The 13,974-nt window shown below is 43.4% G+C and carries 17 protein-coding genes; 5 read left to right on the top strand and 12 right to left on the bottom strand.

Annotated features, from left to right (window positions below; all coding sequences use genetic code 11):
- Window positions 1-108 precede the first annotated feature (108 nt).
- The 4 genes from nfsA to DKT75_RS06530 form a co-directional block, all read right to left on the bottom strand.
- On the bottom strand, window positions 109-846 hold the full coding sequence (nfsA, locus tag DKT75_RS06515) for an oxygen-insensitive NADPH nitroreductase (RefSeq protein WP_109822610.1): 738 nt from the start codon (window positions 844-846) through the stop codon (window positions 109-111).
- Between the two features lie 115 nt (window positions 847-961).
- Window positions 962-1,723, bottom strand: coding sequence for an SHOCT domain-containing protein (locus DKT75_RS06520; protein ID WP_109822611.1), 762 nt, complete (start codon window positions 1,721-1,723; stop codon window positions 962-964).
- A 137-nt stretch (window positions 1,724-1,860) separates the two neighbouring features.
- Window positions 1,861-2,226: a SpoIIAA family protein gene (locus tag DKT75_RS06525; protein WP_109822612.1), complete on the bottom strand. Its 366-nt coding sequence runs from the start codon at window positions 2,224-2,226 to the stop codon at window positions 1,861-1,863.
- Between the two features lie 87 nt (window positions 2,227-2,313).
- Complete coding sequence (locus tag DKT75_RS06530) at window positions 2,314-2,832, bottom strand: RDD family protein (RefSeq protein WP_109822613.1); 519 nt, start codon at window positions 2,830-2,832, stop codon at window positions 2,314-2,316.
- A 193-nt stretch (window positions 2,833-3,025) separates the two neighbouring features.
- Between DKT75_RS06530 and DKT75_RS06535 the strand changes: the two genes are divergently transcribed.
- Both DKT75_RS06535 and thiD read left to right on the top strand, forming a co-directional pair.
- Window positions 3,026-3,457: a hypothetical protein gene (locus DKT75_RS06535; protein ID WP_109822614.1), complete on the top strand. Its 432-nt coding sequence runs from the start codon at window positions 3,026-3,028 to the stop codon at window positions 3,455-3,457.
- Between the two features lie 51 nt (window positions 3,458-3,508).
- Window positions 3,509-4,357, top strand: coding sequence for a bifunctional hydroxymethylpyrimidine kinase/phosphomethylpyrimidine kinase (thiD, locus tag DKT75_RS06540; RefSeq protein ID WP_109822615.1), 849 nt, complete (start codon window positions 3,509-3,511; stop codon window positions 4,355-4,357).
- Between the two features lie 11 nt (window positions 4,358-4,368).
- Here the strand turns inward: thiD and DKT75_RS06545 are convergent, their stop codons facing one another.
- The gene (locus tag DKT75_RS06545) at window positions 4,369-5,088 is read right to left on the bottom strand and encodes a ZIP family metal transporter (RefSeq protein ID WP_109822616.1); all 720 of its coding nucleotides are present in this window, start codon (window positions 5,086-5,088) and stop codon (window positions 4,369-4,371) included.
- Between the two features lie 151 nt (window positions 5,089-5,239).
- On the opposite strand from DKT75_RS06545, the gene DKT75_RS06550 reads away from it, so the two are divergent.
- Window positions 5,240-5,380, top strand: coding sequence for a winged helix-turn-helix transcriptional regulator (locus tag DKT75_RS06550; protein ID WP_109822617.1), 141 nt, complete (start codon window positions 5,240-5,242; stop codon window positions 5,378-5,380).
- On the opposite strand, the gene DKT75_RS06555 is transcribed toward DKT75_RS06550, so the two are convergent.
- The gene (locus DKT75_RS06555; RefSeq protein WP_109822618.1) at window positions 5,377-5,946 is read right to left on the bottom strand and encodes an excalibur calcium-binding domain-containing protein; all 570 of its coding nucleotides are present in this window, start codon (window positions 5,944-5,946) and stop codon (window positions 5,377-5,379) included. The genes DKT75_RS06550 and DKT75_RS06555 overlap by 4 nt on opposite strands.
- Window positions 5,947-6,113: 167 nt before the next feature.
- The gene (locus DKT75_RS06560) at window positions 6,114-6,797 is read right to left on the bottom strand and encodes a cupin domain-containing protein (RefSeq protein ID WP_109822619.1); all 684 of its coding nucleotides are present in this window, start codon (window positions 6,795-6,797) and stop codon (window positions 6,114-6,116) included.
- Window positions 6,798-7,069: 272 nt separating this feature from the next.
- On the opposite strand from DKT75_RS06560, the gene DKT75_RS06565 reads away from it, so the two are divergent.
- Window positions 7,070-7,408, top strand: coding sequence for a high-potential iron-sulfur protein (locus DKT75_RS06565; protein WP_211665236.1), 339 nt, complete (start codon window positions 7,070-7,072; stop codon window positions 7,406-7,408).
- A 122-nt stretch (window positions 7,409-7,530) separates the two neighbouring features.
- Here the strand turns inward: DKT75_RS06565 and DKT75_RS06570 are convergent, their stop codons facing one another.
- On the bottom strand, window positions 7,531-7,953 hold the full coding sequence (locus tag DKT75_RS06570) for a GNAT family N-acetyltransferase (protein WP_109822620.1): 423 nt from the start codon (window positions 7,951-7,953) through the stop codon (window positions 7,531-7,533).
- A gap of 161 nt (window positions 7,954-8,114) precedes the next feature.
- Between DKT75_RS06570 and DKT75_RS06575 the strand changes: the two genes are divergently transcribed.
- Window positions 8,115-9,389, top strand: coding sequence for a PKD domain-containing protein (locus DKT75_RS06575; RefSeq protein ID WP_109822621.1), 1,275 nt, complete (start codon window positions 8,115-8,117; stop codon window positions 9,387-9,389).
- A 144-nt stretch (window positions 9,390-9,533) separates the two neighbouring features.
- Here DKT75_RS06575 and DKT75_RS06580 read toward each other — a convergent pair whose 3' ends face one another.
- From DKT75_RS06580 to DKT75_RS06595, 4 genes are all read right to left on the bottom strand, one after another.
- Window positions 9,534-10,709: a MalY/PatB family protein gene (locus DKT75_RS06580; RefSeq protein WP_109822622.1), complete on the bottom strand. Its 1,176-nt coding sequence runs from the start codon at window positions 10,707-10,709 to the stop codon at window positions 9,534-9,536.
- A gap of 93 nt (window positions 10,710-10,802) precedes the next feature.
- Window positions 10,803-11,579: a DUF1223 domain-containing protein gene (locus tag DKT75_RS06585; protein WP_109822623.1), complete on the bottom strand. Its 777-nt coding sequence runs from the start codon at window positions 11,577-11,579 to the stop codon at window positions 10,803-10,805.
- A gap of 52 nt (window positions 11,580-11,631) precedes the next feature.
- Window positions 11,632-12,753 carry a serine hydrolase domain-containing protein gene (locus tag DKT75_RS06590; RefSeq protein ID WP_109822624.1) on the bottom strand — a complete coding sequence of 374 codons (1,122 nt, stop codon included), beginning with the start codon at window positions 12,751-12,753 and terminating at the stop codon, window positions 11,632-11,634.
- A 123-nt stretch (window positions 12,754-12,876) separates the two neighbouring features.
- Window positions 12,877-13,929: an acyltransferase family protein gene (locus DKT75_RS06595; RefSeq protein ID WP_109822625.1), complete on the bottom strand. Its 1,053-nt coding sequence runs from the start codon at window positions 13,927-13,929 to the stop codon at window positions 12,877-12,879.
- Window positions 13,930-13,974 lie beyond the last annotated feature (45 nt).

Here is a 13,974-nt window from a genome sequence, read left to right on the forward strand (position 1 = left end):
AAGCCAATATGCTTTGGGTAGTCGTGGGTTGTGTATTGCTCGCTGCCTATATTTTTTCCGCAACGGCTTAGCCACAAAACCACCCTGTTTGCATTCGGCTTTCTACGCTTACGACTTCAAGAAGCCCTGCTTCTGACAAAACGCTAACAAATGCTCACGCTTTTTCAACTGGACTGCCGCTGCTGTTTGCTCAGACCAGTTACTCGCTTTCTGGTTATCGCCACGACTTAGGTAGTACTCGTGTATCTGTTGGTCATAAGCGTCCACATCAGACTGACAACGAGTCGCATCGTACTTGTCTTTATGAAGTACCACTTCAACCGGTAAACGAGGCTTCAAGTCAGGCTCAGCATCTGGCCAACCTAGACACATTCCAAACACCGGAATAACTTGCTCTGGTAATTCTAATAATTCAGCCACCTGCGCTGGATCATTACGAATGCCGCCAATAAACACCGCGCCTAAGCCTTCTGACTCAGCGCCTAGCATCAAGTTTTGCGCCATTAGCGCAGCATCCATTGTTGCCGCTAGGAAGTGCTCAGTATTCCCTTCTAACTCACCTAAGCCTTGTTTGATCGAGGCATATTCAACCCGCGACAAGTCAGCACAAATCACCAAAAACTCAGATGCAGCTGCTACCCATGTTTGCCCACCGGCTAACGTTGCGATTTTCTGACGCGTGTCCACATCAGTCACTTGTACTAGCGAGTACGCTTGAATGAAGCTTGACGTTGCCGCACCTTGGGCACATCGAATCAGCTTGTATAAAAGCTCAGGCTCAATCGCCTTATCTTTGTATTTACGAATAGATTTATGAGCGAGCTGAGCATCTAAAATTGGGTTCATAATCGTCCACCTATTAATTTCACCTAAAAAAAAAGCTACCCACCCTAAAAGGATAAGTAGCTGATTATTTTATTACAGTTGTTATACGAACCTTGGGTGTCGGTTCTTACAAAACTTATAGTCGAGCAAGTAGCTCTGACTTTTTCTTACCGTATTCTTCATCAGTCAATATGCCTGCTTTGTTTAGCTCAGACAGTTTATTGATCAATGCAAACGTCTCATCTGACGCGCCATTATTGACAGCGGGTGCAGGTGTGAAAGCTGGCTCAGACATAGGTGCTGGTGCTGGCTCAACAAAGTTATTATTGGGTTGTTGCGGCTTGTTGCCTGCACCGTTACCAGAAACAATTGGCAAGCTACTGACAGGAATAGTCCCGAACTGGCTACTAAAAGTCAGTGAGTCATTACCACCTTGCTGCTGGCTAACGCCACCAATCTGGTTATCAAGTGTGTCATAAACCGTTACTTGGCCATTCACTTCTACTGCTAGTCTGCCGTTAAAAACAGCGTAGCGTGTATTGTTTTGTCCACCACTACTAAACGGTGCGCCTAGCTCACTCGGCCACCACTGATTAGAGCCCGGAGTGCCCGCAGGAATAGTCGGAAACATTTCGTTATTTGCGAGTGCGTTTGACAAGTCGTTACATAGGTTATTAACCGTTGCTTGTAAGCCTTGGTTAAACATGTCGCCAACCATCGTCATTCCACCACGCATCCACTGGCCACCCCCACCCAACTCAGGGCAGTTAAATTGTGCCATAGAACCTGAGCCATTATTTACTGCAACTAACATGTGTACGACGGCATCCGTACTTAGATTATAGCGATTAGACAACTCGTTAACGATACGTTGTCCGGTGTTAGTAAGGCTTTGCATAAGGTTCTCTTTATATTGAAAATATAGAATGTAGTGGATCAAGCCTTGATAATAGCACCTCTAAAAAAAACCGTGATGCTTTACTTCATTACTATTCAAAAATAAACAAATGCGTGTCTGATTATTGACTAATAAAGCTAACTGTCTAGCCAAGCTTCGGCTTCTGCCACTTGGTCTAAGTCAAATGCTTTTATGTCGATACCTGGAATGACGGCACCTTTGATTTCACTGGCTTTTTGCAGCCATGATCGGTCAGTGAGTACCGCGGCACGGTCAAATTTCCCGAGGAGTCCAAATAGCGCTGGCAGACGTGTGAACTCTACGCCAATTGCGCCGAGTGATGGGAGGTGTAGATCAATGATGGTATAGCGCATTTTTCCGTGTTTGACGCTTTCAGATTTTGCTATCAAATCATCAAGTGCAAACTTCATGCTTTCAGCATCTAGCTTGCCACTGATTTCAATATCTACACGGTTTTCACCCTTTGATGTCACATTAAACATGGCGCTCTCCTCTGTATTTGTAAGTCTCCTACAACGACCAATATACGTTATATCGAGCACTTTAACATTAGCAAGCGCCTTTACCCCTCAGTGCTTAGGTACTTCCACCACGATTGTCTCTGCTAGGTAGTCATGTAGGCAGCGACGGTCTTCTCGAAAGATAAATAGTCCATCCACCAGACCAATGATTGAGCCAATCACAGGGATTTGAAATACTAAGGTTTGTGGTAAATAGCGTACACTAAAGACTTTCCAAAGCGGCAATATCTGCTCACTTTCTCTATCGACTATTTTAATCTTCAACAGTCTTTTGCCAATCGTTTGACCGTATTTAGCGAGAAAATTACCGTGCAGTACTAGGTACATCACCAGCCCAAAGACGACGATCACAAGCGAATCAAAAATAGTCAGTGTCAGCTCTGTCGACTTCTCCCAAAACCCCATGTAATACAAAAATGGCAGTGACACGACCAAGCCAATACCCGCATCAATAATAAACGCTAGAAATCTGTCTGACTTAGTCGCCAGTTGAAGTCCTTTTGACGCATCATTTATTGGGTCTGACAGTTGTGCTTTAGGCGGTGCAAAAACGTCTTCTGAATCCATTCTTTATTACCTTAATCTGTGGGGTTTAGTCGTAGAACACGAGGCGATGAGTTTACAGTAGCTTCATCGCTATATAAATGAAGTCAACTTAACGACACATCGATACCGCACACATCATGCGACAAAACACAACTTTCCCGCTAGTATACGCACTGCTGTATAACTGGCTTTTACTTACCAAAGGAATCACCGAATGCTTGGATCGTTACTGTTTATCGCTGCGCTTGTTACATGTGTTGGCTTACTGACTGCTATATACCGACGTCAACCGTTGAAGCGACTAACATTGATTAAGCCAGGTATCGTGTTTTTTCCTAAATACATTGCGGCTTATACGCGCAGTGACGCTGATGTAGCGTTGACTATTGGGCAGTTAGGTTTTCGTAGAAACGAAATGACGGGGTTGTATTCTCGCGGCACGATGCGTACAGGGTTAAACACTAAGTCCATCAAGCTGACTATTTCAATGGATTATGAGAAAAAAGAGATTTCTATCTACTCTTCATTTTTCGGTATTTTGTTTGATAATGGTGACATTTGGCAATTAGCACATGATGCAATCAATGGACTAGAAGTTGAGAAAGACAGAACACAAGCGTTGGTTGATCTGTTTGATAATAAGTAATAAATATTCCCCCACAACTAATCCAATAAACTGCCCACGCTAGGAGCTTTTATGTCAAGCCACACCGCAACATCTACTCAACCGTTATCAACGCCCATTGTGTTAACAATTGCTGGCTCTGACAGCGGTGGTGGCGCGGGTATTCAAGCGGATATAAAAGCAATTTCAGCAACGGGTAGTTTTGCCTGTTCTGCGATCACTGCCATTACTGCGCAAAACACCCTTGGCGTCTCGGCCATCTTCCCTATTCCACTTGAGCATATCGAAAAGCAACTCGACGCTGTGTTTACGGATTTGAATGTGATTGCCGTTAAAGTCGGCATGCTGGCAGACACTGACATCATTAAAGTAGTAGCTGCGAAAATCAAACAGTACAATCCTCAGTTTGTCGTCATTGACCCTGTCATGGTGGCAACAAGTGGCGATATGCTGTTGAAAGAGTCAGCGGTTGCTACGTTAAAATCAGTGCTATTCCCACTAGCCGACTTGATTACCCCCAACTTACCAGAAGGCGCTGCCTTAACGGGTATGAGCGTTCCACAGGATGAGTTGGACATGGAGAAGATGATTGGCCAACTGCGTGACTTGAACGTCAACGCAGTGCTATTAAAAGGCGGGCATTTAGAAGCTAATCAGAACAGTAACGACTTGCTTATCTTCCCTGATGAGGTTCACTCCTTGAGTGCAAAACGTATCGCCACTAAAAACACACATGGCACAGGCTGCACGCTGTCTTCGGCTATCGCGTCTTACTTAGCGCAAGGTAATGATTTGATACAGTCCGTTAAGTTGGGTAAACGATACATCTCTGAGGCCATTGCTCACGCTGATGAGCTAAGTATTGGCCAAGGTCATGGCCCAGTGAATCACTTTTACGACGGGCATTTAGCGGTTCGTTGAGTTGTTCAGACTCACGATGACGCGGTTAGCATAAAGCCATACATACCGAGTACAAAACCTAGTACTGCACCCATGGGTGGGCCCCAGTGATTTTCGAGTCTCACTTTGGGCGCTAAGTCTTGGAAAATGGAATAAAGAATGCCGCCTGCTGCAAACAGCATAATCATCGAAATAACGTCAGGTTGTCGGTCTAGCCATAGGTAGCCTGTCACTCCGGCTATCGGGCCTAGCAGTGACATAACGCTAAAGGTAATGATGATCTTTCTAGGGTTGTAGGTTGCGTTAGTGTTTAACTCTCGATACGCGCTAAACCCTTCCGGGATGTTTTGTAGCGCAATTAAACCTGCCAATAAATAGGCACTGTTACTGCCCGTTGCAAAGGCTGCACCGAGTGCGATGGACTCTGGAATGAAATCAGTTAACATTGCCGCTAACTGAGTGGCTGGGGTATTTATTTTCTTTAGGTAGATATCCAGCAGCATAAAACACAAACCGCCTGCAACAAACCAAAAACAGACATTTAAAGGGCTCAGTGTTGCGATCCCTTCTGGGACTAATACAAGTGCGACGGCAGACAATAATGCACCGCCCCCGAAGGCTAGGACGCTATGTTCAAAGCCTTCACCTATCCACTTTTCGTTCATCTCTTCGATGTATGCCATGACCGCACCAAACGCCATCGCCAAACCCGCGAACAGTGTCGTCGCGATAACCATAAACAAAAGAGACATACATTAACCTGTATTCAAATGTTGCCCTGAACTAGGGCGTCGAGGGCAACACTTGTAGTCTACTTTTTAGATACGTACAAGCACACTTTCTAACTTACGACGAGACTTAGGCAAGTTGGCATTGCAATAACCTTCCTCAAGACGGTAGCCTATACGTGGAAAATGGAAAGGCGTGATTCTTTATCATTTACTTGTAGATACGATTCGTTTTAACGGACTTAAACGACAAATACCGTGTGTTACGCAACGGATGTTGACTAAACAACTTCATGAGCTTGAGGCTACTGCTTAATTACACCACTGACTCTCACACGGGACACCATCATGGTCGCCATCCATCTTAGTACCTGAACAGTTTTGTACATAAAATTTGGCTTCTGCACACGAAGTAACTTCACTGCAGTAGACCTTACCTCTACAACTAAACTGGCTTTTCACAATTTTTGTGAACACTGGCGTTTCATGTGATGCTTCACTAACTAGGGTTTGAGCTTGGACTTCAACAACTATTTGTCGTTGATAAACTTCATATCCAATCACTGCTACAGCGATTAGGCCGAGCACAGTTAATAAACCACTAAAGAAACTTTTTGGCTGAGCCTCTTGCGCTGGGAGTTGCTTTGACACTCTGCTTCTGGATGTTAAATCAGTTGAGGCGACACCACGAATTTGGGCCTGCGTAGCCCTTACCTTGCCATTGTTATCTGTGTGACATTGAAAAGTAAGAACATCACCGACGACTGGACGGCGACTCATTTTCTTTAACGCTGAAATGTGAACAAAAACATCTTTAGCACCTGGTGAGCTAATAAAGCCGAAACCTTTATCCCCATTCCAGACTTTTAATCGTCCTTCCATAATAAACACACTCTTATATTGTTATTTTTATTCGTAAAGACTTATTATTAATCTTTGTGGTGTTATTTTATATATCGATTATTCATAGTACAAAAGAATAGAAAGAAATGCTCATCAAATTAACGGCTTTATTGGTTTTTTGTTGGCTAAAGCCCATGCTTTCGGAACTAAGCCAAATGTCCTACCTTCACATAAATCAATGCACCATCATCTTTAGTAAATGGCGTATGTTGGCTCAAGTGCGGGTTACGTAACCAAGTACCTGTTGGGTATTCACCATGCTCATCGTAAAACGTACCAGACAGTACAAATATCTCTTCACCACCCCAGTGCTGATGCGGCTGGAACTTTGTATTGGGTGCCCACTTAACTAACGCAACCGACTCATAACTAAAACTGTGTAGTGGCATAACGGTTAATCCATCAACTAACCCTTGCCGCCATTCTGTTGTTAACGTGTCGATAGCTTTTTGCTCTGTATCTTCAGCATCGAATTGATCCAGTTTGACAAAAATCGTCGCCCCTGCTTCTCCAATACGCGGTGTATGGGAAGTGCCGATTGGGTTTCTGACATAAGTGCCAGCAGGATAGATTGCATGCTCATCTGCAAATGCGCCTTCCAATACAAAAAACTCTTCGCCGCCAGTATGCGTGTGTGGTGAAAACTCGCTATTCGGTGCGTAACGCACAATCGTAGTGACTCGGTCAACGTCATCACAAATACGGTCTAAGCGCATACGTTCGACACCGGGCATCGGTGAATCAACCCATTGATAGTCTTCTGGCCTTATCACTACGCGTTTTTCTAGATCCGCATTGAAGTATAAGGGATCTATTTTTGTATTATTCATGTGCTCTATTCCAATCAATGGCATTCAAGGGTTGAGGTGGGCTGTTGTTAAGGCAACTGCACTCTTTCAAAATACGGTATCACTTTTAGTCTGTAAGCATATATCCATATCGGATATTCAGACGTCTTTGACCCATTGATCATGGGGTTTTATTTTTAGTTTTAGTCCAAATAACATTACATAAACTGATTTATATCAATGTTCTTAGACTTTTAATCTAATATGATTTTGTTTGACAAAGATAAACCAATTCTTATGTAGGACATAAAAAAATGAAACAAGATATGAGTAATTTAAACCGTAGAAATTTCCTAAAGAAAAGCCTTTTGGGTTTGACTACTGTTGCAGCAACTTCGACCATTTCTATTCAAGCTTTCGCTGATGAACTACCTGAGCTAACAGAAACTGACCCAATGGCGATTGGCTTAGGCTACAAGAAAGACACGGCTACTGTTGACGCGGCCAAACAGCCGAAGCATAAGCCCGAGCAAAACTGCGCTAACTGTGCCTTGTACACAAGCAAGTCAGATACAGCGGGCGCTTGCGCTATTTTCGCTGGAAAGCAAGTCAGTGCAATCGGTTGGTGTAGTGTTTGGGCTCCAAAAGCTTAAGCTTATACCGAACTAGTCGCGTAGGCCCTAGGGCTATGTATGAAGCCGAAAAGTACTAATGACTTTTTGGCTTTTTTGTTTTCTGAAGAAGTTGGCTATGAAATACGGCTTCTAGTGCCAACCTAAACCAATGCTTTTTCCATTGAAATGTGAACAATCCCAGCATCCATAAACTCTTCGCCATATGCTGTAAACCCGAGTCGCTGATAGAAGCCATTAGCGTGCTTTTGTGAACCGAGATAAACACGACTATAGCCCTTTTTTGTTGCATCATCGATTAACGAGAGGACAATTTTAGAGCCTACTTTTTGGCCCCGATATGCTTTTAATATAGCAATACGACCAATATGGCCATCGTCCAACATCCGGCCTATACCAACAACGATATCGTTTAAGTACGCTAAGGCATGCATTGCTTTAACATCCAGCCCATCAAAATCTATATCAGCAGAAATACCCTGCTCATTCACAAAAACACTTTCACGGATGGCACGTATAGACTGCTCATCTTCACCCTCAAAAGTTACAAGCCTGATTTGAAACATTACCTATCTCCGTTGTTTTGGAACGTGATATGACACGTTGCCAGATTTTATATGAAATCCATTAAAAATTACTTAGATTTAATCTTCTATCCATATTATGCTGCTGATTAATTACTCAAGAAAATAGTTACTGATACAAAATATTTATAGGAGATGACGAAATGAAGCTTACTCACCTGCCAGTACTCGCCCTAACACTCGCAATAACAGCCTGTGGTGGAAGCGAAAAAGGTGAAACGCCTCAAACCACTGCTGTAGACTCTTATGTAGGTTTTAGTTACGCGGCTAATTTAACATCTAACAATAGTTTCGAGTTTCTAGAACAGGTCTTCATTGGTAGCTCAAGCAGCGTATTAGCGAAAGCTTCGGATAGTTACGCGCCTGAAGATCAAATCAGTATTTTAGAAATGCAGTCAGTTTTCAACACTATTGCATTCAAAATGGCGCCTAACGACTTTCAAGCACGCGGCATTAATGAGACTGAACGCTGTGCAAACGGTGGTACTTTAAAACTCACCGGCACAGTTGATGACGAAAGCTATACCGGCAAGCTGAATGCCGAAATGGTCAATTGCGACCAAGGTTCAGGAAAGCTAAATGGCGACCTAACCATGGATGTAACCCTAGTCAGCGAAGCACAACAACCGCAGGCTTACATACTCGGATTTAATAACATCACTCTGACGGATGGAACACAGACTTATTACCTTGCTGGGACACAGTCTTTTGACTCAGATCGTGGTGTTGATACGACTATCTCGAACATCCTTCAAACCACGTCAGACGGTCGCCAATTGCTGTCGGAAAACTTTGTGGTCGTCGATAACACCTTAGAAAGCTTCTACACGGGCACGACTGAAACAGGCATCGATATTTCAGGCAAGATCTACATCGGTGATTATGGTTATGTTGAGATTTTCACAACCGACCTATTCCAAGACCTTCCCACCGAAATCATGCCTTACACGGGTACGATGGAGTTGTTTGGCAATGATTCATCACTGAAAGTCATGTCAGACTTCAGTTACACCTCAGTGCTTTTGGATGGAGACGGTAACGGACTTCACGAACAAATTGCTGAGCTTAATAATGATGCGTCAAACTTTGAAGAAGGTCTAAACTTCACCCCAAGACAGCCACCGTTGGTAAACATCAGTGATATCGGTGATGAGTTAACGGTTTACGTCGGTTACGACATGACCTTCGATGGCTTCCTTAGCACTGACCCTAGTGGCGGCCAACTCACCTACCATTGGCAAATAAGCTCAAAGCCAGCAGGCAGTACTTCACAAATACAACATGATAGTAGCTCACCCTACTTCATTACTGTCATACCCGACCTTGCCGGCGACTACACCGTCACTTTAACAGTGACAAACGAAAGTGGTCTATCGTCAATCGAGTCCAAGACAGTCACCGTACTATCACATTTCTAAACACTACTTCACAAAGCAAGTAGTCCTCCGTAATAAAAACAGCCATGTTCGCTGCGAAGCTGACATGGCTGTTTTTATTACGGAGAACGTTACTAACTAAGCGATATAGCCGTTTTTATTACGCAGCACATCACTAAAAAACGATTAAGAAGCAAACACCTTCTTTAATCGTTCAACTGCCTGCTCAATAACCTCACGACGACATGCAAAGTTAAACCGCAAATACCCATCGCCACCAGAACCAAACATCGAACCAACATTAGTCGCAATCTTCGCCTCTTTTTGTACCTTATTAATCACTTCAGCAGTCGATAATCCAGTACCCGAAAAGTCTACCCACGCTAAATACGTCGAGGCCATTGGCATAGATACTACACCATCAATACTACTCAGCCCCTCGTCCAACAGACGGCGGTTTTCATCCAAGTAAACCAATAGTGACTCCAACCACTCTTCACCTTGCGAATAAGCAGCCGTTGCCATCAACACACCATAACGCGTTGGTGATGTGCCAGATGCTGCATGTACTTTCAAAAATTTCTGACGCAGAGCTTTGTCTTCGATAATCACATTACCCGTCAAACCACCCGCAATATTGAATGTCTTAGACCCAGCGGTAAGCATTACTAAACGTGACGAAATCTCAGGTGCCGCTAATGGCATCACGGTATGTATTACGCCCGAAAAAACCAAGTCATGGTGAATCTCATCAGATACCAATACTAAGTCATGCTCGACACAAAAATCCGCTACCGCTTTGAGCTCTTCGACCGTCCAAACACGTCCACCTGGGTTATGTGGTGAACACAAAATCATAAGCTTCTCATGACCTTTAAGCTGACTCGCTAATAGGTCCAAGTTCATACGATAAATGCCGTCCTGAATCTCCAAAGGTGATTCAATCACTTCACGGTCATTCGCTTTAATGATACGAGCAAACGCATGGTAAACAGGGGTAAATAAAATCACACCTTCACCAGGTTTGGTATACGCCTGCACACACATTGCTGTACCTTGAATCAAACCGTGAACAGTGCTAATCCAACTTTCATCAACCGTCCAGTTATGACGCTTTTGCATCCATCCCATCACGGCTTGATAGTGTTCAGTGTCCCCACCAAAGTAACCATGCACTCCGTGATCAACTGAGCCTTGCAGCGCATTCTTCACCGCTTGCGGCGGCTTGAAATCCATATCTGCAACCCACATTGGCAAACTTTCTTCAGGCTTTAACCCGTAGTAAGTTTCCATCATGTCCCACTTTATAGAGTGAGTGCCAATACGGTCTATCTGTTCATCAAAATTGATCGTCTCGCTCATATCAGGTCATCTCGCATTGCAGGGAAAATAGAGCTCATAGTGTACTGCATCCGCAATAACGACCACAGAGAGATTTAAGAAATATTGCTGACTTTACAGGTAGCCACCAGTCGCTTGAATCACTTGTTGGTTTGCCCCTTGAGAGAGCCAAACTACCACCGCACTTTGCTTTTGACCGCTCTGCGGAATCGCAGGCATAGCAACCTGCCACTGATTAGGAGAAGCTGAGACAGTGTGTTTTTTGTGATTCAGAACAACGAAGTCATGTTTGAGTATTTCACCACGGTTTTCACCTGCTCTTACTTTAGAGCTGAGGTCCATACCAAGTATGGCAACGTTTAGCACATAGCTACCAGACTTCGCTTGAGCCATTAGACTTTTTGACTCGGGTGTAAACTTAACCGATACCGTATCTGAGTTATCAGTGATTGACGCTTTAAGCACGCCTACATTATTGGTATTTTGCTTCCATGCACGCTTGCCTGAAAGCCATGCTCGCCACTCGCCGCTGTTAGCAACAAACTGTGGTGTGTATGACTGAGATACACTGCCGCTGCTGACATAGTCACGCTGACGTATGCTGTAAGCCGGTTTTGCAAAACGATCTTTCCAACCAATGTAGTCCCAATAGTCGACATGAAATGCCATAGGGATAACGTCTTTGAATAATTCAGGTTTGTCTTTAAATGTGCTGAGCCATCGGTCAGCGGGTGGACAACTACTACAACCTTCTGAGGTGTATAGCTCAAGTACGTCGGTTGCTTCTGACTGACTACTAAAGTCTTTTGCTGACGCTATGTTAAACAAGGCCGTACTCCCCAGAAGAGTGATAAGTGCGGTCTGTTTGAGTAATTTTGTAGGTAGGGGCATTGCTGAATCTCCATTGGTATTACAAATAATACGCGAGGAGATACTTTTTAGATTAGGAAGGGTTAGACGTTGCCCATGACTGAGTGCGCGCCAGCCTCATCAACATAATGCCTGGCATGGTTAGATCTGTCGCTTTTGCCGATAAGATAATGATTGCAATATCGTCTACCGGATCAATCGCTGCATAGCTAGAAAAGCCACCGACCATGCCATTGTGCCATGATACATTTTTATTGCCGTAAAACTTCTCTAGCTTGCCAGCCTTCATCCAACCACCATCAGCATCTAAAGGATTTTTTGAGTCACTCGATTGATTAAGAAAATGCTTCAAAAAGGTCAACATATCGGCTGCTGTCGAGTTAAAACCACCAGCACCCTCTAGCGCTCCAAATGTCCACAAGTCAGCCTTATCACCGTTACGGTCATAACCCTGCACCATCGACTCATTCATCTCATCAGATAACTCAGTACTAGTCATATTCATACCAAGCGCTGAGCATATTTTGTCTTTCGCCAAACAATCCAGACGCTCACCTGAAACAACTTCAAGTACATGACCGAGTAAGCCTGTCCCGAAGTTAGAATATTCAACGTATCCAGACTCTTTCTTGCCTTCACTTGTTTTAAGATATTCAATCACATCATCAAAGCTAAGCACACTGTATGGATTTTTTAAAATGTCTTCTTTGCCAAATTGATCGACTGTTTTATCAATAAACACTTTCGGGACTCTAGGAAAACCAGAAGTATGAGTAACAAGCTGATGTAATGTCACTGACTTTGCATCTTCAGAAAGCTCATATTTGTCACCCATCAACTCACCGAGTGTTGAGTCCATAGTGACCAAGCCCTCACGAATTAAAGCGTGAAGTACCGATACTGTAATCAACTTACTGAGCGAACCAATTTGAAAAATACTATGCTGATCAGGTTGTTGATATAGGTCTTCACTAAAACGACCTTCCGATTTGAAGTAGCTTGTCCCTTGCTTGTACACACCCACCATAATGGCTTCTTTAGGGTCGCCTTTAGTCATTTTAGTGACTTCAGCATCAATCTCGACCTTCAGATGCTTTTTATCTTCTACGGTGAGGATTTTTCTTCTGGCATAAAAGAAAGCACACGCGACTAGCACTAATACTACTAATAGAAAGATCATAATATTCTGTATCATTTAATGGTCTCTATAACCAAAAGGTTAGTCGCTTTATCCATATTTTTCACCTGGGACTTTCTGTATTTATTCAGATGTCTAGCAGTATGATTAACTCAATTTCAAAATACCATACTGCCACGACTAACTGTCAACTGCACGAACAACATTTTGTTGTCCCTGATCCTTAAAATCCTTAACTAATTGTTTTTTAATATACTTTGCAATTGTTGTCTCAACATATCTAAACAACACCCAGCCACCTATTGTAGAGCTAATAAATAACACCAAAACAAAAAACCAACCATTCATAACACCAGTCAAACCTAACTTACTCAGAACCATGGCTGCAGCGACTAAAATGAATGGATGAATCAAATACATCGCATAAGATGAATCACCTAAAAGGTTCAACAGCTGATTGGGCCGCTTTTGTAACTCTCTTTCAACACCAAGTGCACCCGCCATAATTAATAGCATGGGTACGCCGAAATCAATGACTCTGATATCGGTTTGAATACCCTGATTGACAGCCAGTAAGCCACCAATACCTACGCCCATTAGCATCGGCATAGTCATCATTGGTAATCTCTTAATAAGGGGCATGTAATAGCAAAGTCCAATACCCGCTGCGAACTCTAAAAGCAGCTGATTACTCAAGAACATTCCCCAGACACTATTTTGTGGTTGGAAAAAACCAAACACTGACAGTACGGTAAGCGCCAAAACAACAAGCAAACTCCCAACGCCACGACTAAACAGTAGGCCGAGCGTAAATAGTATGTAGAACAAAAATTCGTAACTCAATGTCCAGCCGTTTGCTACTAAATAAGAGCCACTACTTGGAAGGAGAAAGAATGAGGCTAATAGATCAGTTTCACCACCGCTGCTATTTACTTTATCTGGCATTAGTACATAAACGATGAGTGCTAGACAGGTCACAAACCAATACAAAGGAATAATACGTAACACGCGACGCCACAAGAAAGTGATCGTTGAATTAGGTTGCTGGTGCTTCTCTGACATGGTGTAGCACATGATAAAACCGGAGATAAGGAAGAATAGATCAACACCTGCGCCGCCAATATGCCAGCCTGACAGTACGTCCGTAGAATACTGTGCACTCTTTAAGCCGATGTGCTCCAAAAGCACCATTCCAGCGGCTATGCCTCGTAAATATTGTACCGAAAGTACCATTTCTACCTGTCCTTAGTTAATAAACACCACAGTCCTTTGCTGTGG

It is taken from the genome of Leucothrix arctica (genome assembly GCF_003172895.1).
Taxonomy (GTDB): Bacteria; Pseudomonadota; Gammaproteobacteria; order Thiotrichales; family Thiotrichaceae; genus Leucothrix; species Leucothrix arctica.

What these genes read in the sequence shown, in the direction of transcription:
- DKT75_RS06595 (WP_109822625.1), bottom strand. Translation starts at nt 13,929, where the DNA reads ATGGTACTTTCGGTACAATATTTACGAGGCATAGCCGCTGGAATGGTG.
- DKT75_RS06580 (WP_109822622.1), bottom strand. Translation starts at nt 10,709, where the DNA reads ATGAGCGAGACGATCAATTTTGATGAACAGATAGACCGTATTGGCACT.
- DKT75_RS06585 (WP_109822623.1), bottom strand. Translation starts at nt 11,579, where the DNA reads ATGCCCCTACCTACAAAATTACTCAAACAGACCGCACTTATCACTCTT.
- DKT75_RS06570 (WP_109822620.1), bottom strand. Translation starts at nt 7,953, where the DNA reads ATGTTTCAAATCAGGCTTGTAACTTTTGAGGGTGAAGATGAGCAGTCT.
- DKT75_RS06555 (WP_109822618.1), bottom strand. Translation starts at nt 5,946, where the DNA reads ATGGAAGGACGATTAAAAGTCTGGAATGGGGATAAAGGTTTCGGCTTT.
- DKT75_RS06520 (WP_109822611.1), bottom strand. Translation starts at nt 1,723, where the DNA reads ATGCAAAGCCTTACTAACACCGGACAACGTATCGTTAACGAGTTGTCT.
- DKT75_RS06575 (WP_109822621.1), top strand. Translation starts at nt 8,115, where the DNA reads ATGAAGCTTACTCACCTGCCAGTACTCGCCCTAACACTCGCAATAACA.
- nfsA (WP_109822610.1), bottom strand. Translation starts at nt 846, where the DNA reads ATGAACCCAATTTTAGATGCTCAGCTCGCTCATAAATCTATTCGTAAA.
- DKT75_RS06590 (WP_109822624.1), bottom strand. Translation starts at nt 12,753, where the DNA reads ATGATACAGAATATTATGATCTTTCTATTAGTAGTATTAGTGCTAGTC.
- DKT75_RS06530 (WP_109822613.1), bottom strand. Translation starts at nt 2,832, where the DNA reads ATGGATTCAGAAGACGTTTTTGCACCGCCTAAAGCACAACTGTCAGAC.
- DKT75_RS06565 (WP_211665236.1), top strand. Translation starts at nt 7,070, where the DNA reads ATGAAACAAGATATGAGTAATTTAAACCGTAGAAATTTCCTAAAGAAA.
- DKT75_RS06535 (WP_109822614.1), top strand. Translation starts at nt 3,026, where the DNA reads ATGCTTGGATCGTTACTGTTTATCGCTGCGCTTGTTACATGTGTTGGC.
- DKT75_RS06560 (WP_109822619.1), bottom strand. Translation starts at nt 6,797, where the DNA reads ATGAATAATACAAAAATAGATCCCTTATACTTCAATGCGGATCTAGAA.
- DKT75_RS06525 (WP_109822612.1), bottom strand. Translation starts at nt 2,226, where the DNA reads ATGTTTAATGTGACATCAAAGGGTGAAAACCGTGTAGATATTGAAATC.
- DKT75_RS06545 (WP_109822616.1), bottom strand. Translation starts at nt 5,088, where the DNA reads ATGTCTCTTTTGTTTATGGTTATCGCGACGACACTGTTCGCGGGTTTG.
- thiD (WP_109822615.1), top strand. Translation starts at nt 3,509, where the DNA reads ATGTCAAGCCACACCGCAACATCTACTCAACCGTTATCAACGCCCATT.